The sequence below is a fragment of the Algoriphagus sp. NF genome (genome assembly GCF_028823735.1).
In the GTDB taxonomy this organism is placed as follows: domain Bacteria; phylum Bacteroidota; class Bacteroidia; order Cytophagales; family Cyclobacteriaceae; genus Algoriphagus; species Algoriphagus marincola.
In genome coordinates, this window is sequence record NZ_JAPEIB010000011.1 from 62675 (window position 1) to 84977 (window position 22303).

A 22303-nucleotide genomic window follows, 5' to 3' on the forward strand; every position below is an offset into this window, starting at 1 on the left:
GTCAAATAGGAACCAATTTGGACCGTTTGACAGTTTCTTCTACAATTTTCATCAATAATTGGTTTAGATTCACTCAATAAAAAATTTTCTTTCAAAAAATATTGGCAGTTAGAATTAATCTAGCTGTAAGCAAAACGTAACGAAATAGCATTTCATGAATATTCTTTCAGTAAAAGACCTGAGTAAAACCTATAAAAGTGGTAGTCGAAGTTTGACTGTTCTTGATCAGGTGAATTTTGATATCCAGGCAGGGGAGACTATCTCTATTGTCGGACCTTCAGGTAGCGGTAAAACCACCCTTTTAGGGCTTTGTGCAGGTTTGGACTCTGCATCTACCGGATCTGTTCAGTTAAATGGTCAAGCACTTGAAAAGCTAAGTGAAGATCAACGGGCAGCTGTCAGAAATCAAGATGTTGGATTTATTTTTCAGAATTTCCAATTGCTTCCAACGCTCACTGCCCTCGAAAATGTCATGGTTCCCTTGGAACTTAAAAAGCGAAAAGATGCCAGAACCAAGGCATTAGAGCTTTTGGAAAAAGTAGGGCTCGGCGACCGAGCGACTCATTATCCTACACAACTTTCGGGAGGTGAGCAGCAGCGAGTTTCAATTGCAAGGGCTTTCGCCAATGAACCCAAAATTCTTTTCGCAGACGAGCCAACAGGGAATCTAGATACTGAGACTGGTGAAATGATTGAAAAGCTGATCTTCGACTTGAATAAGGAAAAAGGGACCACGCTTGTCTTGGTCACACACGATACTGAATTAGCAGGTAAGACTCAGCGAATCATACACATCAAAGGAGGAAAAATACAGGAGGATGCCCATGCCTGATTTTGCTTGGATTTTAAGGATGGCTTTTCGGGATTTCCGAAAAAATATCTCACGTTTACTCCTCTTTGTCAGTTCCATCGTGGTTGGTATAGCCGCTTTGGTAGCCATCAGCAGTTTTGGTGAAAACCTTACTTCGGATATTGATAATCAAGCTAAAGAGCTTTTAGGGGCGGATTTGGTTCTTGAAAACAACAAACCTATAGGAGATCAGCCCATCGATTCGATGGCTTTAAATACAGCTTCAGAGGTCAATTTTGCATCAATGGTTGCCTTTCCAGCCACAGGGGCTAGTCGATTGACTCAGGTTCGTGCCTTGGAAGGGGATTTCCCGTTTTACGGGTACCTAGAGACCATTCCAGCTTCGGGGGATGCCGATTTTCGAGCCGGAGGGAAAAAAGCTCTGGTCGAGAAAATTTTGATGGCCCAGTTTGATGCTCAGGTGGGAGACATCATCAAGGTAGGAGAGGTAGAATTTGAAATTGCTGGAGAACTTCAATCCGTGCCAGGTCAAACTGGAATCACTGCCACCGTTGCTCCTGCTGTCTATATTCCAATGGCTTACCTGGAAGAAACTGGCCTGGTCCAATACGGAAGTCGTGTGGAGTATAACCGCTATTTTGTATTTGCCGAAAATACAGACATTGATTTACTCATTGAGCCTTTTGAGGATGAATGGGAAATCGAACGGATTGACGCAGATACGGTAGAAGATAGAAAGCGATCAACAGGGAGGTCATTTGAAAATCTGTCCAACTTCTTGAGCTTGGTTGCATTTATAGCTTTACTCTTGGGCTGTGTAGGTGTCGCCTCTGCTGTCAATGTATTTGTGAAGGAAAAACTAGCCTCCGTGGCAGTTTTACGCTGCTTGGGAGTTTCCTCACGGGATGTCCTTTTGATCTATCTTTTTGAGATTCTTGTGATGGGACTTTTTGGGGCAATTTTAGGTTCCGTACTCGGGACATTGTTACAATTTATTCTCCCTGTTGTTTTTTCAGATTTCCTGCCTGTGGAAGTGACAGTCGGAATTTCTTGGCTTTCGGTAGGCTTTGGAGTGATTACCGGACTTTTTGTCTCGGTATTATTTGCGCTTTTACCCTTGTTAAAGGTTCGAAATGTGTCCCCAATGGCTACGCTTCGTCCTGAGACGGCAGATTCTAGATTGATGAAGGATCCTTCTCGATGGGCTGTGATTGCCGGGATCTTGATATTCATTTGGGGTTTTAGCTATTACCTTCTTGGATCAGCACAGCTAGCTTTTGGCTTTACCGGTTTTGTAGTTTTTGCCTTTGGTATTCTATGGGGAGTTGGCCAATTGATCATGTGGGCAGTACGGAAGTTTTTACCGATTTCACTCCGATATACCGTGCGTCAGGCTTTAGCTAATCTTTATAGACCCAATAATCAAACCATCTCATTGATTGCTACCATCGGTTTGGGTACAGCGATGATTAGTACGCTTTTCTTTCTTCAAAATCAATTGCTGGAAGAAGCAAAATTTGCTGATAAGGAAGATCAGCCCAATTTGCTAATGTTTGATATTCAAACACCCCAATTGGAGGCTGTAAAGGAAAAAGTGACTGGACGTGATCTGAGGATTTTGCAGGAGGTTCCTATTGTGACGATGCAATTGAATGAGATCAACGGAGTGGATAAGCGGGAAAATGAAGAGCTTCCGGATGATGAAAATTACTCGCGGTGGATGTACAATCGGGAATATCGAGTCACTTACAGGGATACATTGATTGATACCGAGACACTGGCAGAAGGAGAATTGATTCCGCTTGGTGCGCGGGGAGATTCCATTTTTGTGAGTCTTTCGACCAGTTTTGCAGAGGGAAATAATCTGAAAATCGGTGATGAGATCGAATTCAATGTGCAGGGCCGACCAATCAAAACCTACATTGGTAGCTTTCGGAATGTGAAGTTCAATCAAGTCTCGACCAATTTTATTGTACTGTTTCCAAATGGGGTACTAGAGCAAGCTCCTAAATTCCATGTGATCATTACACGGACCAAAAATGACCGGGAATCTGCAGCTATTCAGTCAGAAGTGGTGAGGGAATTCCCCAATATCTCAGTGGTCAACTTGGGAGTAATTGTAGAAACGCTCGAGGATATTTTGAATAAGATCAGCTTTGTGATCCAGTTTATGGCATTTTTTAGTATTGCTACAGGTATTCTGGTATTGATTTCTTCTCTAATCATCAGTAAATATCAGCGGATGCGAGAAAGTATTCTTCTCAGAACGCTAGGTGCTGGTTCTGGAACTGTAAGTAAAATCAATACGCTGGAGTATTTCTTCTTAGGAAGTCTTGCTTCGCTTTCGGGTATTGTTTTGTCATTTGTAGCAACTTGGCTACTAAGCGCATTTGTGTTCGATATGAACTTTAGACCAGCTTGGGGCGCAGGCCTAGTACTCTATTTGGCGATAACAGGTCTTACGATTGTGCTGGGCTGGTTGAATGGTCGAAAAATCATCAATCAACCTCCGATGGAAATCCTGAGAGGGAATGGATAAAATAAAAAATATGCTGTCTCAAAAGAAAAGCCTGTCACATTGAGCGAAGTCGAAATGTACTCCATCATTCCGGAAATGGCCTTCGACTCCGCTCAGGCTGACAAACAAACGAATTATGAGACAGCCTCTTTTTTATGTCAAATTCCAAACTGGCTGAGATGATGTTTGAAGTGCTTCGCATGAAAGCGTAACCATTCGTCATGATTTAAATAGCCAAAGCGGGGATGAATAGCCTTAAATTCAGGTTCCTGCTTATATTTTTCCTCAAACTCTTCGAGGCTTTGTACCAGCTTTTCTTTGGCAGTATCCAAGTTTGGGTGGCGAAGCTCAGGAAGCTCACCGGTATCATTTGGAGCTTTGACCCCTTTGGGAAATTCCATCTCAGTATCCAGTAAAAGGTGCTTCATCTCTAGGTGCCTTTCCGAAGGAGTGAATTCAGGGATTTTAATTCTGCCGGAGGAAAGCTTGACTGTGATGGTCAGGTGCTCCAGTACATGTTGGGGAGTCATTCTCCCAAAAATTGGCTTTTGCTCGGCTCTTAGGTTTTGGATTTTTTCGGCTATTTCTACAGAAGTCATTGGTTTTGTTTTTTTCAAAGCTAAAAAAAGCGCCCAGAACTACTAGGCGCTTTTTCAAATTGACGAACTCTAAAGTTTTTAACTGCCGCACATTTCGCAGTCATCTGGATTGTCCAGAGAACAAGTGATTGCAGCTTGTTTGTCTTGCAAGTCTTGTGCAGTAGGAGTGGAAATTTCTTCCTGATCCACCAAGGCGCTCTTATCAAGTGTGAACTTGATCGCTGCAGCTGCAGCTTGAGATCTCAAGTAGTACATACCTGTCTTGAGGCCTTTCTTCCAGGCGTAGAAGTGCATGGAAGTAAGTTTTCCAAAGTTTGGATCCTGAAGGAAGACATTCATACTTTGAGACTGGCAAATATAAGCACCTCTGTCAGCCGCCATATCGATGATGACTTTTTGTGAGATTTCCCAAACGGTCTTATACAGATCCTTGATGTTTTGAGGAATGTTTGGAATATCCTGTACAGATCCATTGGTAGAAATCAATCTGTTGCGCATTTTATCATCCCACAAGCCTAACTTGATCAGGTCATGCATCAAATGCTTATTCACGACAATGAATTCTCCAGATAGGGTTCTTCTTGTGTAGATATTGGAGGTGTAAGGCTCAAAGCACTCATTATTTCCCAAAATCTGTGAAGTAGAAGCCGTAGGCATTGGAGCTACTAGAAGGGAGTTTCTAAGTCCAAATTTCTTCACTTTATCTTTCAACTCATTCCAATTCCATCTGCCTGACTTCGGATTTACACCCCACATATCAAACTGAAGGATTCCTTGAGAGGCTGGAGAGCCTTCATAAGTTTCATAAGTACCTTCCACCTTCGCTAGTTCCATGGAAGTTTCCACAGCAGCGTAGTAGATGGTTTCAAATATGTCTTCATTTAGCCCTTTAGCTTCCTCCGAATCGAAAGGCATTCTGAGCATGATGAAAGCATCAGCCAAGCCTTGAACTCCCAAGCCGATTGGTCGGTGACGGAAGTTAGATCGTCTAGCTTCTTCTACAGGGTAGTAGTTGACATCGATTACTTTATTGAGGTTTCGGGTGGCTACTTTGGTGATTTCATAGAGTTTTTGATGGTCGAAATATCGCTTTCCATCAGGACCCGTAGCTACATATTTTGGAAGTGCAATAGAAGCTAGGTTACAGACAGCTACCTCATCAGGTGAAGTGTACTCGATGATTTCAGTACACAGGTTGGAAGACTTGATAGTTCCAAGGTTTTTCTGATTGGACTTTCCATTTGCAGCGTCTTTATATAGCATGTACGGAGTACCTGTCTCGATTTGAGATTCAAGAACTTCAAACCATAGCTCTTGGGCTTTGATCGTCTCTCTAGCTCTTCCTTCCCGCTCGTACTTTTCATAGAGTCTTTCAAACTCCTCTCCATGACAATCTGAAAGTCCAGGGGCCTCGTTAGGACAGAATAGTGACCAGCTTTCGTTGGCTTCTACTCGCTTCATGAATAAGTCTGGAATCCAAAGTGCGTAGAATAGATCCCTTGCACGCATCTCTTCTTTTCCGTGGTTTCGTTTTAGCTCCAGGAAGTCTTTGATATCTGCATGCCATGGCTCTAGATAGATGGCAAATGATCCTTTACGCTTTCCTCCTCCTTGATCTACATATCGAGCGGTCATGTCGAAGTTACGGAGCATCGGAACGATACCGTTTGATACGCCATTGGTTCCTTTGATATAGGATCCCTTTGCCCGCACATGGTGTACAGATAGGCCGATCCCACCAGCTGACTGCGATATTTTAGCACATTGCTTTAGGGTATCATAGATACCGTCAATACTATCTTCCTTCATTGTCAAAAGGAAACAAGAAGACAGTTGTGGTTTTGGAGTACCAGCATTGAATAGGGTAGGAGTGGCATGTGTAAACCACTTCTCAGAAAGGAGATTATAAGTCTCTATTACTGAATCAATGTCATTCTTATGAATTCCCACAGAAACCCGCATCAGCATGTGCTGAGGACGCTCCACTACTTTCCCATCCAGTTTGATCAGATAACTTCTCTCTAGTGTTTTGAATCCAAAGAAATCATAACCAAAGTCACGCTTATAATCGATTGCCTCATCTAAGCGAGCAGCATTTTTCTTGATAATTCCATACACTTCAGTATCCAAAAGCTGAGCGTTCTCACCAGTCTTTGGATTCACATAAGTGTATAGTCTTTTCATCGTATTAGAAAAAGACTGGCTAGTCGTCTTATGGAGATTGGAGATTGCAATTCGCGCTGCAAGGATGGCATAATCCGGATGTTTGACCGTCAAGGATGCACAGACTTCCGCGGCAAGATTGTCTAGCTCGGAAGTACTCACTCCGTCGTAAAGACCATCGATGACCTTTTTGGCTACTTCGATGGGCTGAATATATTTTGGATCCAGTCCATCGCATAGGTTTTCTATCCGGGCAGTGATTTTGTCAAACCGGACCGATTCGCGTCTTCCGTCTCTTTTGATTACTAGCATTTCGATTTGGGTTAAGGTGGTGGGATAGGTTATGGGTATTGTTTAAAAATCTTCTTCGATAGAAAAACGAGAAGCACTGGATGTTTCTTGGGATTTCATGACTCCTGCCTTTTGATAATCTCCAACTCTCTTTTCGAAGAAATTTGTCTTTCCTTGAAGGGAAATCATGTCCATAAAGTCGAATGGATTGGTGCTGTTCCAGACTTTATCACATCCAAGCTCCATCAACAATCGGTCAGCTACAAACTCGATGTATTGACACATCAAATCTGCATTCATTCCGATTAATCTTACTGGGAGTGCGTCAGTCACGAATTCTTTCTCGATTGCTACCGCATCCATAATGATTTCACGGACGGTGTCTTTTGGAAGTGGGTTGACCACATGCTTGGTGTATAGATGACAAGCAAAATCGCAGTGCAATCCTTCATCACGGGAAATCAATTCATTGGAGAAAGTCAGTCCTGGCATCAAGCCTCGCTTTTTCATCCAGAAAATAGAACAGAAAGAGCCGGAGAAGAAAATACCTTCAACTGCTGCGAAAGCAATCAGTCGCTCCTGGAAATTTCCGTTGTCAATCCATCGTAGTGCCCAGTCGGCTTTTTTCTTTACACAGTCAATATGCTCGATGGCATTGAGTAGTCTGTCTCGCTCAACAGCATCCTTTATATAAGTGTCGATGAGAAGGCTGTATGTTTCAGAGTGGATGTTTTCCATGGCAATCTGAAAACCATAGAAAAATTTAGCCTCTGTATATTGAACTTCTGCCACGAAGTGCTCAGCCAAATTTTCATTTACAATCCCATCGCTGGCCGCAAAGAAGGCCAATACGTGTGAGATAAAGTGGCGTTCGCCGTCATTCAGGTTTTTCCAATCAGTTAAATCCTGACTTAGGTCAATCTCTTCGGCTGTCCAGAAACTTGCCTCCGCCTTTTTATAGTATTGCCAAATATCAGGGTGCTGAATGGGGAATAAAACAAATCGATTCTTGTTGTCTACTAAAATGGGTTCCTCTTGCATCGTTCTCTCTGTTTATTTATTCAATGGAAAATTTATCTCCTGATTCAAAATTGGCTGGGCGAAGGATCTGGCCTTCTGGGATAGAAAAGGCTGCCTTTTCAGAACAGCCTCTGAACAAATATGTGAACCAAATCGGATAAATAAAACCCCTGAATAGGAACTTGAATTGAATAATTGACCAAAGGTCAAAAACTACATAATAGATTGTAAATCAATATTTAAATATGCTATAAATCAAGTTAAGGTTTAAAAAATTATCAATTTACAGGGGGTGAAAAGTTTTTTCAATTATTTCAAAAAAAAATTTTTTAATCCTGTTCAATCAAAAATTTGAACAAAGGTCAATTTTTTAATTTATATTAAATCGCTGAAAATCAACAGAATATGGAAATGTCTTTGAGTAAAAAATATTATTTTGTAAGGTCTAGATTTTCTTGATGATTATTTTTTGAGTCCTAAAGGTACCGATTTATCGAATTGGATGGTCTCAAATAGAAATCATAGTAATTCCAAAATCGAATTTTTAAGTAAGCTTTTTTCTTATCAGATAGTTATCTATATTTGCACTCCGATTTTCATAAAGAATCAAAATCACAATATGTACGCAATCGTAAACATCGCTGGTAAGCAGTTCAAAGTAACTAAAGATCAGTCCATCTACGCTCCTAAATTGGACGCAGAGGCTGGCGCTTCCGTGGAATTTGACCAAGTACTGTTGGCAGAAGCTGACGGAAATGTGTCAATAGGCGCACCACTTCTAGAAGGTGCAAAGGTATCTGGCAAGGTGCTGGATCATGTTAAAGGTGATAAAGTGATCGTCTTCAAAAAGAAGCGTAGAAAAGGCTACAAAAAGAAGAATGGTCACAGACAAGATTTCACTAAGTTATTGATCGAAAATATTTCACTCTAAGTTTTCATTTTAGAAAACATTAAACGTATTAAACCATGGCACACAAAAAAGGTGTAGGTAGTTCCAAAAACGGTAGAGAGTCCCACTCCAAGAGATTGGGCGTGAAAAAGTTTGGTGGTGAGGCTGTAATCGCCGGAAACATCATCGTAAGACAAAGAGGTACTAAGCATCATCCTGGCGAAAACGTAGGATTGGGTAAAGATCACACGTTGTTTGCATTGACGGACGGTAAAGTTGCTTTCGTAAAGAAAGCTGACGGTAAATCAATTGTAAACGTGCTTCCTGCTGAAGCTTAAGTTTTATAAATTCAAATGAAAGGGCGGTCGAGAGGTCGCCCTTTTTTTGTGCCCGATGATTTTATTTTTACCTCAGATGTAATTTGTGTTTGTTTTTTAACTGCAGTGGTCAATCTTGTCTATTGTCTATAAATAGCTTAATCCACTGCATATGAGAATATTTACATTAATCTGTCTCTTTGTTTTCTCCTATCTGAACCTTCAGGCTCAGCAGAAGACACTCCAATTAGAAGACTATCCCAAGTGGTCTAGGATTATTTCGCCGGAAGTATCTCCTACGGGAGACTGGTTTGCCTATTCCCTTAGACCAAATGGATCTGATGATACGCTTCATATTATGTCAGTAGCGGATCGATCCATTATCCGTGTTCCAAGCGGTTCGAGGCCTGCATTTTCCAAAAAAGGGAACTATGTGGCCTATTTTACCCGACCTCTGGAAGAAGAAGCTGAAAAGCTCAAAAAGGCCAAAAAACCGATCGAGCAAAAAGCCCATGTGCGTAAGCTTTCCGGAGACACAGAGTACTCAATTGCCAATGCAGCTTTAATGGCATTTTCAAATGATGGCAAGTTTTGGGCAGTTTTGAAGAAAAAGCCTGAGGGTGCCAAAGGCGCAGACCTGATTCTCTATGATCTCCGAAAGGAGCAGGCCATGTCAATAGGAAACGTAAGTGAATTCGCTTTTAATCAGAAGAGTTCGCATTTGGCTTACCTTATCGATGCGGAAGACCAAATTGGCAACGGTGTTTACCTGTTGTCATTGAGCTCAAAGTCCACTGATCTGTTGGATGCTTCCAAGGCCAGCTATCAAAGCCTTACTTGGGATGACCAAAATGCCAAAAAGGAAGAGTATGAAGAGAAAGGAAACCAGCTTGTGGTTTTAAGAGGTAATAAAGTGGATACTCTTTGGCAGCAGCCCAATGATTTGTTGGTTTTTTATAATCTGGATATGGAAACGAAGATGGCTACGCTGGACTCCAAATCATCTGGCTTTCCAGCAGACTTTGTCATTAGTGATAAAGAAACCCTTTCCTTTTCCGAAGATGGTAAGTCTATCTTTTTTGGAATTAAGGAGCAGGAGGAGAAAATCAAAATGAGTAAGGATACAATTGCTAATGTGGACGTATGGCATTGGAAAGACCCCTACATTCAGTCAGTACAGATTGTAAGAGCCAATAGGAATAAAAACTTTACCTATCAATCCGTGTATCATTTCCAAAATAACGATTTCAAGCAATTGGCTGATGAGGAAATGAGGACGGTTTTGGATTCTAAGCATCCAAAATACCGATTGGGAAGAGATGAAACCCCGTACATCAGTGATGTGAATTGGGGAGTTTCTCCGGCTGATTTTTATCGAGTCGATATTACTTCCGGTGATAAAAAGCTCATTGTGAAAGAAGTCAAACGACCTCTAGGCTTCTCGCCTGACGGTCGATATTATTTGTATCAGAAAGATACAGCCTTGATGGTTTATGATTTTGATACTGAGGAGATCACAGATGTTTCTTCGAAAGCTCCCCTAGTATTTATGGATTTGGAGCATCCTTATCCGCATGAAAAGCCTCCCTATGGAGTGGCTGGCTGGACAAAGGATGGTAAGCATGTAATTGTCAATCACAAATATGACCTTTGGCAGCTTGCCTTGGATGGATCCTCGGTGGAAAATATCACCAAAATTGGAGATGCTGAAGAAATCAGATTCCGCTTGGTACAGCTTGATCCAAACCAAGAATGGGTGGATACTGATCAAGCTCTACTTTTATCAGCCTATGGAGAGTGGACTAAAAAGGAAGGATTTTATGAATTAGAAGTGGGTAAATCTCCAAAACCATTGGTTTATGAAGATTGGAGCTATGGTAACCCTATGAAGGCCGAGGAATCTGATCGGGTTTTCTTTACCAAACAGACCTTTGAGAATTTTCCTGATTATTACGTCGCCAATACTGTTTTCAAAGGTCAGCAAAGGATTACCGATGCCAATCCTCAACAGGCAGAATATGCTTGGGGTACAAGAAAACTTATTGATTTTACCGATAGCAGAGGTAATAAATTACAAGGGACATTGACGCTTCCTGCAGGCTATGAGGAGGGCAAAGCCTATCCAACTATCATGTACTTCTATGAAAAAATGTCCAATCGCCATCACCAGTATTCCATACCTGTTTACGATGACCGCCCTCATTTTTCTACTTACGCGAGTAATGGCTATTTGATCTTCATGCCGGATATCGTTTTTGATGAGGGTCGTCCGGGAACCAGTTCGTTGGATGTCATTACTTCAGCTGCCACGGAATTGATCAAGCTAGGATATGCCGATGCAGATCGAATTGGGCTTCAAGGTCACAGTTGGGGTGGATATCAGACTTCTTTTATACTTACTCAGACGGATATGTTTAGATGCATTGTCACGGGAGCTCCACCAACAAACCTGGAGAGTTTCTACAATAATATTTATGGAAGCTCCGGGACAGTCCACCATGGTATCATGGAAATTGGTCAGGTGAGAATGGGTAGAGATGTGACCCCTTGGACACATCGGGAGGATTATCAGCGAGAGAACCCCATGCAACATGTGCCCAATATTAGGACACCATTTATGATACTTCACGGAACGGATGATGGTGCTGTAGACTGGTCGCAGGGCTTGGAGTTGTTCAATGCGGCTCGAAGAAATGGTAAAGAGGTGATTTTCCTTTCCTACCCCAAGGAAGGGCATCACTTGGCCAACGAAGCGAATCAAAAGGATTTTCAAAGAAGAATGAAGGCTTATTTTGATCATTACCTCATGGACAAGCCTGCTCCTAAATGGATGATAGATGGTGTTCCTCATCTCGAAAAGCAGTATGAAAGAGCCGATTGATCGATTTTGATAATAAATCTCCCACTAGATTCTGCCCTAATAGAAAAAATTAAGTAAGTTTTAAGCATAAAAAATTGCCAACCTTAATATCTATGAACAAAACAAAGCAATTGGGATTAGTGATGCTCTTCATAGCATCATTATTTCTCTTTGAAGCAAAAGCTCAAAATGTCCCTGATCCTCAGGTGTATAAAGCGCTGGAGTGGCGATTAGTCGGCCCATTCAGGGGTGGGCGATCCGATGCCGTTACAGGGGTAAGTGGATCAGACCACACTTATTATTTCGGAAGTACAGGTGGAGGAGTTTGGAAAACAGTAGACTCCGGTAAAACCTGGAAATCCGTTTCTGATGGCTACTTCGGTGGATCCATTGGAGCAGTAGCCGTGTCAGAAAGTGATACCAGTGTCGTCTATGCAGGCGGCGGTGAAAAAACCGTAAGAGGAAATGTCTCTTTTGGATATGGTATTTGGAAAAGTACCGATGCCGGAAAAAGTTGGGAGAGAGCCGGACTTGAAAAGTCACGATTTGTGGCAAGACTGCGAATCCATCCCGAAAACCCTGAGGTAGTTTATGCTGCTGTGATGGGAGATATCTTTAAGCCTGATGAAACTCGAGGAGTTTATAAATCGATCGATGGCGGTGCCAATTGGGAAAAAGTCCTTTATGTCAGTGATGTAGCTGGAGCAGTGGATCTGGTTTTGGATCCAAATGATCCTGAAACCATCTATGCCACTACTTGGGAAATAAAGCGTACACCCTATTCACTTGAGAGTGGAGGGCCAGGCAGTAAAATGTTCAAGTCCACAGACGGAGGTAAAAATTGGGAAGACCTAACCCAAAAAGAAGGCTTTCCAGAAGGAACTCTCGGAATCATGGGTATTGCAGTTTCTCCTCTGAATTCAGATCGCTTGTATACCATCATAGAAAATGAAAACGGTGGCGTATATGTATCCATGGATGCAGGTGAGTCTTGGACTCGCACCAATGAAGACCGAAGTCTACGTCAGCGTGCATGGTACTATTCAAGAATTTATGCGGACCCTCAGGATGAGGAAACGGTCTATGTATTGAATGTAAGCTATCACAAATCCACTGATGGTGGTAAAACCTTCAAAGGAGCCAATGCTCCGCATGGTGATCACCATGACCTTTGGATTGATCCAAACAATAATCAGCGAATGGCTATCGCAGATGACGGTGGTGCCCAAATCTCTGAAGATGGTGGTGCAAGCTGGTCAACTTACATGAATCAGCCAACTTCTCAGTTTTACCGCGTCACGACTGATAACTCTTTCCCATATAGAATCTATGGAGCACAGCAAGATAACTCCACGGTGAGAATCAGACATAGAATTGATGGAAGAGGAGGAATCACAGAGGATGATTGGGAACCAACAGCAGGTGGGGAATCAGGTTGGATTGCACCAGACCCTGATAATAATGACATCGTTTATGGAGGGTCTTATGGTGGATATTTGACTCGTGTAGATCATGACAAAGGAATCACTCGCTCTGTAAATGTGTGGCCTGATAATCCCATGGGTCATGGAGCTGAGGACATGAAATACAGATTCCAGTGGAATTTCCCTATTTTCTTCTCTCCGCATGATTCAGATTTATTGTATACCACGAGTAATCAGTTTCACAGGTCTAGAGATGAGGGACAAAGCTGGGAGGTGTTTTCCCCGGATCTTACAAGAAACGATAAGAGCAAGCTAGGGCCTTCAGGAGGACCGATCACCAAGGATAATACCTCCGTGGAATACTATGCGACTATCTTCACTGCTGCTGAGTCTCCTTTAAAGCAAGGTGTGATTTGGGCTGGATCGGATGACGGTTTGGTGCATGTAACCACGGATAATGGTGAGACTTGGCAAAATGTAACTCCAAGTGATATGCCGGAATGGTTGCAGATCAATAGTATCGAAGCGAGCCCATTTGACCCTGCTGAGGCCTATTTTGCAGCTACAGGCTACAAAATGGGGAACTATGAGCCATATCTGTACAAAACAAAGGATTATGGAAAAACCTGGACCAAAATCACAACCGGGATTGACCCAGAGCATTTCACTAGAGTAGTTAGAGCGGATCCAGTGAAGCGTGGAATGCTTTACGCAGGTACGGAGACTGGCATGTATTATTCCAAAGATGATGGAGCCTCTTGGCACTCTCTTCAGATGAATCTGCCGATCGTCCCAATAACAGACTTAGCCATTAAAGAGAATAACCTCATTGCAGCAACTCAGGGACGATCCTTCTGGATCATTGACGATTTGACAGTGCTGCATCAGGCTGAACAGGGAATTGAAAACAAGGCTTTACACCTTTTCAAACCGCAGGATTCCTATCGAATTGATGGGTCAAGCAGAAGCTCAAATTATGCTGGAACAAATAGGGATGGAGGAGTTTTGGTTTACTACTTCATGAAAGAAGAACCAAAGGATGAGCTTCGAATCGAATTCATGGATAGCAAGGATAATGTTCTCAGGACATTTTCTTCGAAAGGTTACAACGGAGATACCTTGAAAGTCAAAACGGGAAGCAATGAGTTCAACTGGAACCTTCGAGTAGAGGATGCAGAAGGCTTTGACGGGCTGATTATGTGGGCGGCTAGCTTGAGAGGGCCTAAAGTGACTCCAGGGGATTATAAAGTGAAAATGACTCTAGATGGACAATCCCAAGTTCAGCCATTCAAGGTATTGGCAGATCCAAGATATCCTTCCACCCAAGCCGATTTGGAGGAGCAGTTTGAGTTTCTGATGAATGTCAATAGAAAACTGACAGAAACTCATCAAACCATCAAGTTGATTCGTCAGTATCGGGCTGAGTTGGATAGTATGGAAACTAAGCCAGCCAATTTGGAGGCCATTCAAGCCGAGATGACTGAGATAGAGGAAACTTTATATCAAACCAAAAATCGAAGCGGGCAAGATCCACTGAATTTCCCGATTCGACTCAATAATAAATTGGCTCACTTGAACTCAATCGCTGGTAATGGAGATTACAAGCCTACAGATCAGGCAGAGGAGGTCAGGGCAGAATTGACAGAGCAGATAGATGTACAGCTAGCGCGATTCAAGCGACTCGAACAGGAGGAGATTTCAAAACTCCTGAATATTGAGGAGCTCAGAACTAAGCTGGATATTAAAAAGTAAGTTGAAACCTCCCTGAAAAATCAGGGAGGTTTTTTTAGAATATCCTGAAATTTTTGATTTGATCCACAAAGTCCAGTGCACTGTTTGGAGAGATTATTAGGATAAATAAAATCCCAAACAAAGCCCCGTATAAGTGAGCATCGTGATTGATGCCGTCGCTATCCTGCTTTCCTTTGGTATAGGAATAAATTAGAAAAAGGGCTCCCAAGATAAACCCAGGCAAGCATAAAATTCCAAAAAGGCAAATATCTGCCAGTGGAAGAATGATAATACTGGCAAAAACCGTAGCGGCAGTCCCGCCTGAGGCACCTAATGCTCGGTAATAGGAATTGTCCTGATGCTTCAGATAAGTAGGAATATCCGCAATGATTATCCCCAAGAGGTAGAATAGGATAAAGATGATCCCTCCCGTAGTACTTCCATATTTGAAAGCAAGAAACTGCTCCACCACCCTTCCAAAGAAGTAGAAGGTGAACATGTTGAAGAGCAGGTGAATGTAGTCTTTATGAATAAAGCCTGATAGGATGAAGCGATCCCATTGCTTTCTCCGCTTGATCAAGTAGGGAGTGAACATCCAGCGTTCGATCAGTGAAAGGTTTGAAAAAGCCAAAAAGCTACTGATTGCCGTAATGGCAATAATGATAACCGTGATGGATACGTTCATGATTTATTTTTCTCGGTGGACTAGGGCTTGTGTGATTTCCAGCAGGCTTTGGTAATACGGGTTTTCCGATTGAGCAAAAGTTTCCAAAAGCTCGAATCCGCTCTGGAAATATTCATTCATTCTATTTTCGGCTAGCTTTCGTACACCCAATTTTTCATAAAGCTCCTTGACGGCTTTCACTTTCTGCTCTGGATCAAATTCCTTCTTAGCTAACCAATCTTTCAAAACTCTTTCATCCTGTCCTTTTGCCAGCTCAAGTGCCTTGATCAAGAGGAAGGTTTTCTTGTTTGAAATGATATCCCCACCTACCTGCTTACCGAATTTTGCTTGGTCCGCAAAGACGTCCAATAAGTCATCCTTGAGCTGAAAACCTACTCCGATATTCACACCAAAGTCATACAAGCGCTTTTGATCCTCCTCTGAAGCTCTGCCCAGCATTGCCCCGAGTTTTAGAGCAAAACCCAAAAGCACCGCTGTTTTGAGTCGGATCATCTCGATGTATTCGTCTTCATGAACTTCATCTCGAAGTTCGAAATTCATGTCTAGCTGTTGTCCTTCACATACTTCAGCCGCTGTCTGATTGAATTCCAGAATAAGTTTGCCTAGGATATCAGCCGGACTTGGAAGCAGCAAATCATAGACTCTTACAAGCATGACATCTCCGGATAAAATAGCCACATTGGCATTCCATTTTTCATGAACTGTCGCCTTTCCACGGCGTAGCGGTGCCTCGTCCATGATGTCATCATGCATCAGGGTGAAATTGTGAAAAACCTCTATTGCTGCAGCCTGACTGAGGATTTTTTCAGGATTGTCTTGATAAAGTCCATAGGACAAAAGGCTGAGCAATGGCCGGATTCTTTTTCCTCCAAGTGATAAAATATATCGGATGGGGTCATAAAGTTCATCGGGTTTTTTTCCGAATGAATAGGTACTGAGGAAATTCTCTAATTTATCTAGGAGTGCGGGTGCGATGGGGTTTTTCGTCATTATCTGCAAATTCCAGGTCGATGGTTCTACGGTCGATATCGGTATTAACTACACGAACCGAGACTTTGTCGCCCAAAGTGATCATTTTTTTTGATTTGGTTCCGATGAGTCGCATGTTTCGTTCATCGAATTCGTAATAATCATCCGAGATATCTGATACCCGCACCATTCCTTCGCACTTTGTCTCAGTGATTTCTACAAACACGCCCCATTCGGTGACTCCCGAGACAATTCCCTCATAGTCTTTATCTTCTGCCAGCGACATATATTCCACTTGCTTGTACTTGATAGATGCTCGCTCAGCATCAGCGGCTCTTTTTTCTCGATCGGAGGAGTGAAGACATTTTTTCTCCCAGTCTTCTGCATCGGGCGATTTTCCGCCGTCAAGGTAGTGCTGAAGAAGCCGATGAACCATCATGTCAGGATAGCGTCTAATGGGAGAGGTGAAATGAGTATAATGGGCAAAGGCAAGACCAAAGTGACCTTTTGGTTCGGTCGTGTATTTGGCTTTTGCCATGGATCGAATAGCAAGTTGCTCTAGCACATTCTGCTCGGGTTTTCCCTGAATCTCGTCCATGAGCTTATTCAATGAACTAGATACTTGTCGTTCATTGTCTAGGTTGAGATTGTGTCCAAATCGCTTTGCAAATCCAGAAAAGACCTCTAATCGATCCATATCCGGGGAGTCATGCGTTCGGTATACAAAGGTGTCCTTGCCGTTGTTCTTTTTGAAGATAAATTCTGCCACATACTTATTGGCCAGTAGCATAAACTCTTCGATCAGTTTATGAATGTCCTTCCGCTCCTTGACCATCAAGCCTAGGGGAGTGCCTTTCTCATCCAGTTTGAATTTGACTTCAACCGTCTCAAAATTTACCGCACCGTTTTGGAAGCGCTGTTTTCTGATTTTTTTCGCCAGATTATTTAGATGGGTGAGCTCCTCAAAAAAGTCACCTTCTTGCTTGTCAATATTTTCTTGAGCTTCTTCATAAGCGAAGCGCCGATCCGAGTGGATGATTGTTCTGCCTATCCAGTGCTTGAGCACTTTCGCATTTTCATCTAGTTCAAAAACACAGGCAAAGGTGAGTTTATCTTCATTTGGGCGAAGAGAGCAAAGACCATTACTCAATCGCTCAGGAAGCATGGGAATCGTACGATCTACGAGGTAAACCGAGGTAGCACGATCGTAGGCTTCCCGCTCCAAGGCAGTTTTGGGCTGAACATAATGCGTCACATCGGCGATATGCACACCTACTTCGAGATTCCCATTTTCCAGTCTTCGATAAGAAATGGCATCATCAAAATCCTTAGCATCTACTGGGTCAATGGTGAAAGTGGTTACCTCCCTGAAATCTTCCCTTTTTTGGATTTCTTTCTTGCTGATTTCTTCGGAAATCGCATTTGCTTCTGCATCTGCTTCTTTTGGGTATTCGAAGGGAAGCCCAAATTCTGCCATGATGGAGTGGATTTCTACTTCATGGACTCCGGCTTTTCCTAATACTCGAGTTACCTTTCCGGTTGGGTTCTTATCGCCCTCTCTCCATTCGGTCAGTTTGACCACTACTTTTTCATTGTGCTGGGCGCCTTCAAGATCTCCTCGATGTACAAAGATGTCCTTATGCATCTTTTTAAAATCAGGAACCACAAAAGCGAAACGAGGGGAAATTTCCACTCTTCCGACAAACTCATCGCGAGCCCGCTCCAGAATTTCCAATACACGGCCTTCACTTCTTCCGCTTCGACCTTTATTTGGATAGACCATGACTCGGACGCGGTCATCATCCAGGGCTTGCTTGAGGTCTGCTTCTTTTACCAGGATATCTCCGTCTGTTTTTTCAGGGTCTTCAGGAACGATGTAGGCGAAGCGGGGATTTACATAATCCACTTTTCCAATGATAAAATCCGGATCTTTTTTCGACGCATAATAATTCCGTGGACTTTTGGATAGCGTGCCATTCTCTACCAGTTTGATAAGGATGGGTTCTACTGCATTTTTGGAGAGCGAGTCTCTAATTTCCAGGTTTTTGATAATCTGCTTTGCAGAGTATTCCTCTCCATAATGATTGTCTAAAAATGTTTTGATTTTTCTAGCCAACTGCGAAGCACTGGGTGATTTGCCTCTTTGGTTGTTTTGGTTTCGATTAGATTTTCTTCCCATAAAGGGTCTTGTTTAATTTAAATGATAAAAATTTCCCCGATTTATTTATGTGATTTTTTGAGCTCCTCGAGGTGTACTACTTCTATTTCCATTTCATCCAGGGTAGGGTTCATTGCAAGGTACACTCTAGCGGTGACTTCCACATCTTTGAGACAATACTTCTTGATTCGTTCCGTATCTTTTTCAAGGTGAAAAGTTGCATTTACCTGACTTCCGTCGAGGTCATCCTTGGAGGTAGGTATGCCAAATACCGATGCTAATAATTCTAGACGGGTGTAATATTTATAGTCCCCAAATTTCCAAAGTTCCATGGTATCAAGATGGCGGACTTCCCAAGGCTTTTTACCGGCTATTTGTAAGGGTTCAGGTAAAGGAACTCCCTGAATGAGCATTCGTCGACAAAGGTAGGGGAAATCGAACTCTTTGCCGTTGTGTGCACAGAGAACCCATTTTTTCTTTTGGAGTAACTCCGAAAAGGAGACTAATAGTTCCCGTTCGTTTTCATCTTGAAATACTTTCGATCTGAAAATCAGCTTTTTATCTTTCTTTTTCCATTGAAAATAGCCAACTCCAACACAAATGACTTGGCCAAATTCGGCATGAATGCCTGCCCGGTCAAAATAAAGCGAGCCGGGTTCGATGAGGCCCTCGGGATCCTTTTGGAGATGTTGTTCTTTTTTCACCCATTCTTCTTTCAGTCGTTCATTGAGCTCATCAAACCGCCCTGTAAGAGAGGCTGTTTCAATGTCCAAAAACAATATATCGCCAAGTTGATCAAAAAAATCTGTCATGGATTTCTAACTATGTAAAACCCCTTCCAGTCCAAGTACGGGTATCATCCGCTGCAGTGAGGGGTGAAAACTGCCTGGAGTAAAGATAAACTTTTTGTCAAAAATCTGATCGAGGATGTAATAGCTCACCCAAAATTCATTGGTCAATTCAAAAACTGCAGGATCAATAGGTTCAATTTTAGCTATGCTTTGTGCCCCTAATTCCTCAATCAGATGACGTAGGGTGGAGGTTTTTCGTTGCTCTCCTTCCAATTCGCCATACCCTTTCGAAGTGATCATGACATTTTTGAGTTCGATCAGGTTGAGGTTGATGATGTAAACCGCCCAATCTTCCCCTGATTCTGTTTCCGTTTTTGCAATCGCTAGTTTTACTCCAGTCACTGGAGAAAAATCAATGTCTTTCTTCATCCTTTAATTATCATTAGACCCATTCCCATTCGAATAGATCAGCGAGGTGTTTTTTTACTTTTTCTTTAGCCTCAGCCTCATCCACATGATGGCCAAGTTCAAGGTGGAGGGATGTGACCGCTTTGTCGTCAATGCCACAGGGGACGATATGGCCAAAATATTCCAAGTTTGCGTTGAGGTTGAATGCAAATCCATGCATGGTCACCCATCTACTAGATTTAACACCCATGGCACAAATTTTCCGTGGATTCTCCTGTTTGATATGATCGAGCCATACTCCTGTAAGTCCTTCGATTCGACCGGCTTCGACCTTGTATTCAGCAAGGGTTCGGATGATGGCTTCTTCCAAAAAACGGAGGTACTTGTGAATATCCGTGAAGAAGTTTTCCAAATCTAAAATGGGGTACCCCACCAATTGCCCAGGGCCATGATAGGTGATATCTCCACCCCGGTTGATCTTGTAGAATTTTGCCTGATGCTTTGCCAGACCTTTTTCATCCAGAAGTAGATTTTCTTGCTTTCCGCTTTTTCCCAAAGTGTAGACATGCGGATGCTCGACGAAAAGCAGGTGATTTTTACTGGTTTTTTGTTCGGAAAGTTCTGCTTTCCGATTAGCGATTTTCAGCTTGACAATCTCATCAAAAAGTGACTCTTGATAGTCCCAGGCGGCTTGGTAGTCCATGGGGCCTAGGTCTATGAAATTCACTTTTTTATTGATAACTTCATTCATAATTCTTTCTCCGAAGTTGAAGTAGAAACCTTGCTTTAGGTGCATTCGTTCGGATTTTTCAAAATTAATCAAATCTAGCATGGCTGAGCACAATGAGAGCGGAAAACGCGCTGAAGAGTTGGCATGTGAATGGTTAGTATCGAAAGGCTATGAGCTTTTGGAAAAAAACTATCGATACAAGCATGCTGAAATTGATTTGATCATGAAGTATCAAGGATTGTTGATTTTCATTGAGGTCAAATTCCGATCTGGTACCGGCTATGGCTTTGCAGAGGAATTTGTGGACTACGGCAAAAAAAAGCTGATCGTAAAAGCCGCAGATGCCTATATTCATGAGATTGATTGGCATAAAGATATCAGATTTGATATTGTTGGCGTTTACAAAGACAAATCAGGAAACATTAATTTCAAACAGTTTGAAGATGCATTTTACTAATACCCGCCCCACGAAACTCTTTTTGCTTTGCCTTAGCTTTTTGATGATTTCATCCTTTGCGAATGCTCAAAGCAGTAAAAAAGACCAGCAAATTATAGAGGACTCCCAAGAGGCCAAAGCGGAATTTTTGGAGGACGATCCCACTATGAGTGAGCTTTTTGAAAATGCTTATGGCTATATCATTTTACCAAATGTAGGAAAAGGTGGACTTGGAGTAGGAGGAGCTGCTGGAAATGGAGTGGCCTATGAGCAAGGCCAGTTTGTTGGATTTGCAAAGATGACTCAAATCACGATCGGCTTTCAGGCGGGAGGACAGGCCTACAGCGAGGTGGTGTTTTTTAAGGATGAAGAGTCTTGGGATAGATTCAAGACTGGAAAGATAGAAATGGCTGCACAGGTCTCTGCTGTAGCTGCTGCATCAGGTGCTTCTGCCAATGCCGAATATGTGGATGGCGTTGCGGTTTTTACTCGAACGAAGGGAGGGTTGATGTATGAGGCTTCAGTAGGCGGGCAGCAATTCAAATTCCGAGAGAATTAATTGGCTCTTTCGCTTCGATAGATCAAATTTCCATCCTTATCCCACTCGGCACGGATATAGGGTCTAAAGTCATCCATGTAAGGTTCTTCTTGGTATTGAATCTCTCGCTTCCGAATAGCTCTCGCGTTGTTTGTGTCCCAATATTCTGTCCATAGACCAACTTTCTGCCCAAATTGGTACTCGCCAGTGATGGCTATTTGCTGATCTTCATAAAAGTGGAAAAAGTAGCCCTCTTCTAATCCGTATTGAACAGGAATAATTTTTTCGATGGATTTACTGCTTTGATTATAATAGGTAATCCGTGACTCACGCGGCCACCCTTCTTCGAAATGATTCTTATCCTGAAGAACATTACGCTGATCAAATAGCATCCAGGTTTTGTGCTTCATGCCATAGTAATACATCCCGCTTTCTACTACCACATCATTGATTCTTCGCTCATACGGACCGTGAAGAAGATAGCCTTGGCCCGGTTGATAATTTTCGTTTTGAATACTCTTTTCACCTGGATCGTACCAAAATACATCCCGAATGTACGGATCAGGTTGACGCTCGGCATCGGTGTAATTGAATAGTTCGACTATATCTTGCCCTCTCAAATCCCTTCTGAGAAAGCCTCGTCGAGTTTTAATTCCGAAATAGATGTTTTTCCGAATTTTTTTCTTTTTGGCCTTTTTCTCTTCCTTTTCTTCCGAATCATCAAACAAAAGCAAAGGCATAGTTGTAGGAAGCAAGTAGGAATCCACTACTCCCGAGCTGTCTGGATCAGTTTTCTTTTCTTCAGTTTTTTGCCCAAAACACATGGGTAGAGTACCCATGGTCAAAAGACTAAACAGAATGAAATGCTTCATACTCAATTAACGGTGATTTTCCTGCTGTATTCTCTTCAAAAATAACATTTCAAGATCAAATCTATCGGTTTGTTTAGAATTAATAATCTTCTG

The 22303-nt window shown here is 42.4% G+C and carries 18 protein-coding genes; 8 read left to right on the top strand and 10 right to left on the bottom strand.

Translation table 11 applies throughout. The annotated features are described in order from the left end of the window. Nucleotides 1-154 precede the first annotated feature (154 nt). Both OU792_RS07175 and OU792_RS07180 read left to right on the top strand, forming a co-directional pair. The gene (locus OU792_RS07175; RefSeq protein WP_026946913.1) at nt 155-832 is read left to right on the top strand and encodes an ABC transporter ATP-binding protein; all 678 of its coding nucleotides are present in this window, start codon (nt 155-157) and stop codon (nt 830-832) included. Next, nucleotides 825-3350, top strand: a complete 2526-nt coding sequence (locus OU792_RS07180; RefSeq protein WP_274669849.1) for an ABC transporter permease — start codon at nt 825-827, stop codon at nt 3348-3350. Before OU792_RS07175 ends, OU792_RS07180 begins: the two co-directional genes overlap by 8 nt. Before the next feature lie 137 nt (nt 3351-3487). Here OU792_RS07180 and OU792_RS07185 read toward each other — a convergent pair whose 3' ends face one another. From OU792_RS07185 to OU792_RS07195, 3 genes are all read right to left on the bottom strand, one after another. After that, the gene (locus OU792_RS07185; protein ID WP_274669850.1) at nt 3488-3928 is read right to left on the bottom strand and encodes a DUF1569 domain-containing protein; all 441 of its coding nucleotides are present in this window, start codon (nt 3926-3928) and stop codon (nt 3488-3490) included. 78 nt (nt 3929-4006) lie between these two features. Then, complete coding sequence (locus tag OU792_RS07190) at nt 4007-6403, bottom strand: ribonucleoside-diphosphate reductase subunit alpha (protein ID WP_026946916.1); 2397 nt, start codon at nt 6401-6403, stop codon at nt 4007-4009. A gap of 42 nt (nt 6404-6445) precedes the next feature. After that, on the bottom strand, nt 6446-7423 hold the full coding sequence (locus OU792_RS07195; RefSeq protein WP_026946917.1) for a ribonucleoside-diphosphate reductase small subunit: 978 nt from the start codon (nt 7421-7423) through the stop codon (nt 6446-6448). A 598-nt stretch (nt 7424-8021) separates the two neighbouring features. On the opposite strand from OU792_RS07195, the gene rplU reads away from it, so the two are divergent. From rplU to OU792_RS07215, 4 genes are all read left to right on the top strand, one after another. After that, complete coding sequence (gene rplU, locus OU792_RS07200; protein WP_024283345.1) at nt 8022-8333, top strand: 50S ribosomal protein L21; 312 nt, start codon at nt 8022-8024, stop codon at nt 8331-8333. Nucleotides 8334-8368: 35 nt separating this feature from the next. Next, entirely contained in the window at nt 8369-8629 is a 261-nt protein-coding gene (gene rpmA / locus OU792_RS07205) for a 50S ribosomal protein L27 (RefSeq protein ID WP_024283344.1), read from the top strand. Nucleotides 8630-8780: 151 nt separating this feature from the next. Then, on the top strand, nt 8781-11489 hold the full coding sequence (locus tag OU792_RS07210) for a S9 family peptidase (protein WP_274669851.1): 2709 nt from the start codon (nt 8781-8783) through the stop codon (nt 11487-11489). A gap of 92 nt (nt 11490-11581) precedes the next feature. Further along, a complete protein-coding gene (locus OU792_RS07215) occupies nt 11582-14644 on the top strand; it encodes a WD40/YVTN/BNR-like repeat-containing protein (protein WP_274669852.1) in 3063 nt (1020 codons plus the stop codon). A 34-nt stretch (nt 14645-14678) separates the two neighbouring features. Here OU792_RS07215 and OU792_RS07220 read toward each other — a convergent pair whose 3' ends face one another. Genes OU792_RS07220 through lipB form a run of 6 tightly spaced genes read right to left on the bottom strand, consistent with a single transcriptional unit; the run spans nt 14679 to nt 20385 of the window. Further along, nucleotides 14679-15308, bottom strand: a complete 630-nt coding sequence (locus tag OU792_RS07220) for a rhomboid family intramembrane serine protease (protein ID WP_134202864.1) — start codon at nt 15306-15308, stop codon at nt 14679-14681. A gap of 3 nt (nt 15309-15311) precedes the next feature. After that, nucleotides 15312-16298 carry a polyprenyl synthetase family protein gene (locus OU792_RS07225; protein WP_274669853.1) on the bottom strand — a complete coding sequence of 329 codons (987 nt, stop codon included), beginning with the start codon at nt 16296-16298 and terminating at the stop codon, nt 15312-15314. Continuing rightward, on the bottom strand, nt 16261-18456 hold the full coding sequence (gene rnr, locus OU792_RS07230; RefSeq protein ID WP_274669854.1) for a ribonuclease R: 2196 nt from the start codon (nt 18454-18456) through the stop codon (nt 16261-16263). The genes OU792_RS07225 and rnr overlap by 38 nt, the downstream gene beginning before the upstream one ends. A 41-nt stretch (nt 18457-18497) precedes the next feature. Next, the gene (locus OU792_RS07235; RefSeq protein WP_274669855.1) at nt 18498-19247 is read right to left on the bottom strand and encodes a 3'-5' exonuclease; all 750 of its coding nucleotides are present in this window, start codon (nt 19245-19247) and stop codon (nt 18498-18500) included. Nucleotides 19248-19253: 6 nt separating this feature from the next. Beyond that, entirely contained in the window at nt 19254-19655 is a 402-nt protein-coding gene (locus OU792_RS07240) for a hypothetical protein (protein WP_274669856.1), read from the bottom strand. 13 nt (nt 19656-19668) lie between these two features. Beyond that, complete coding sequence (gene lipB, locus OU792_RS07245) at nt 19669-20385, bottom strand: lipoyl(octanoyl) transferase LipB (protein ID WP_026946925.1); 717 nt, start codon at nt 20383-20385, stop codon at nt 19669-19671. 79 nt (nt 20386-20464) lie between these two features. Here lipB and OU792_RS07250 point away from each other — a divergent pair, with 79 nt between their 5' ends. Together OU792_RS07250 and OU792_RS07255 are read left to right on the top strand one after the other, a co-directional pair. Continuing rightward, nucleotides 20465-20821: a YraN family protein gene (locus OU792_RS07250; RefSeq protein ID WP_026946926.1), complete on the top strand. Its 357-nt coding sequence runs from the start codon at nt 20465-20467 to the stop codon at nt 20819-20821. After that, a complete protein-coding gene (locus OU792_RS07255; RefSeq protein WP_274669857.1) occupies nt 20808-21359 on the top strand; it encodes a lipid-binding SYLF domain-containing protein in 552 nt (183 codons plus the stop codon). Before OU792_RS07250 ends, OU792_RS07255 begins: the two co-directional genes overlap by 14 nt. Here OU792_RS07255 and OU792_RS07260 read toward each other — a convergent pair. Next, entirely contained in the window at nt 21356-22210 is an 855-nt protein-coding gene (locus OU792_RS07260) for a toxin-antitoxin system YwqK family antitoxin (protein WP_274669858.1), read from the bottom strand. The two genes, OU792_RS07255 and OU792_RS07260, sit on opposite strands and share 4 nt — an antisense overlap. Between the last annotated feature and the right edge of the window lie 93 nt (nt 22211-22303).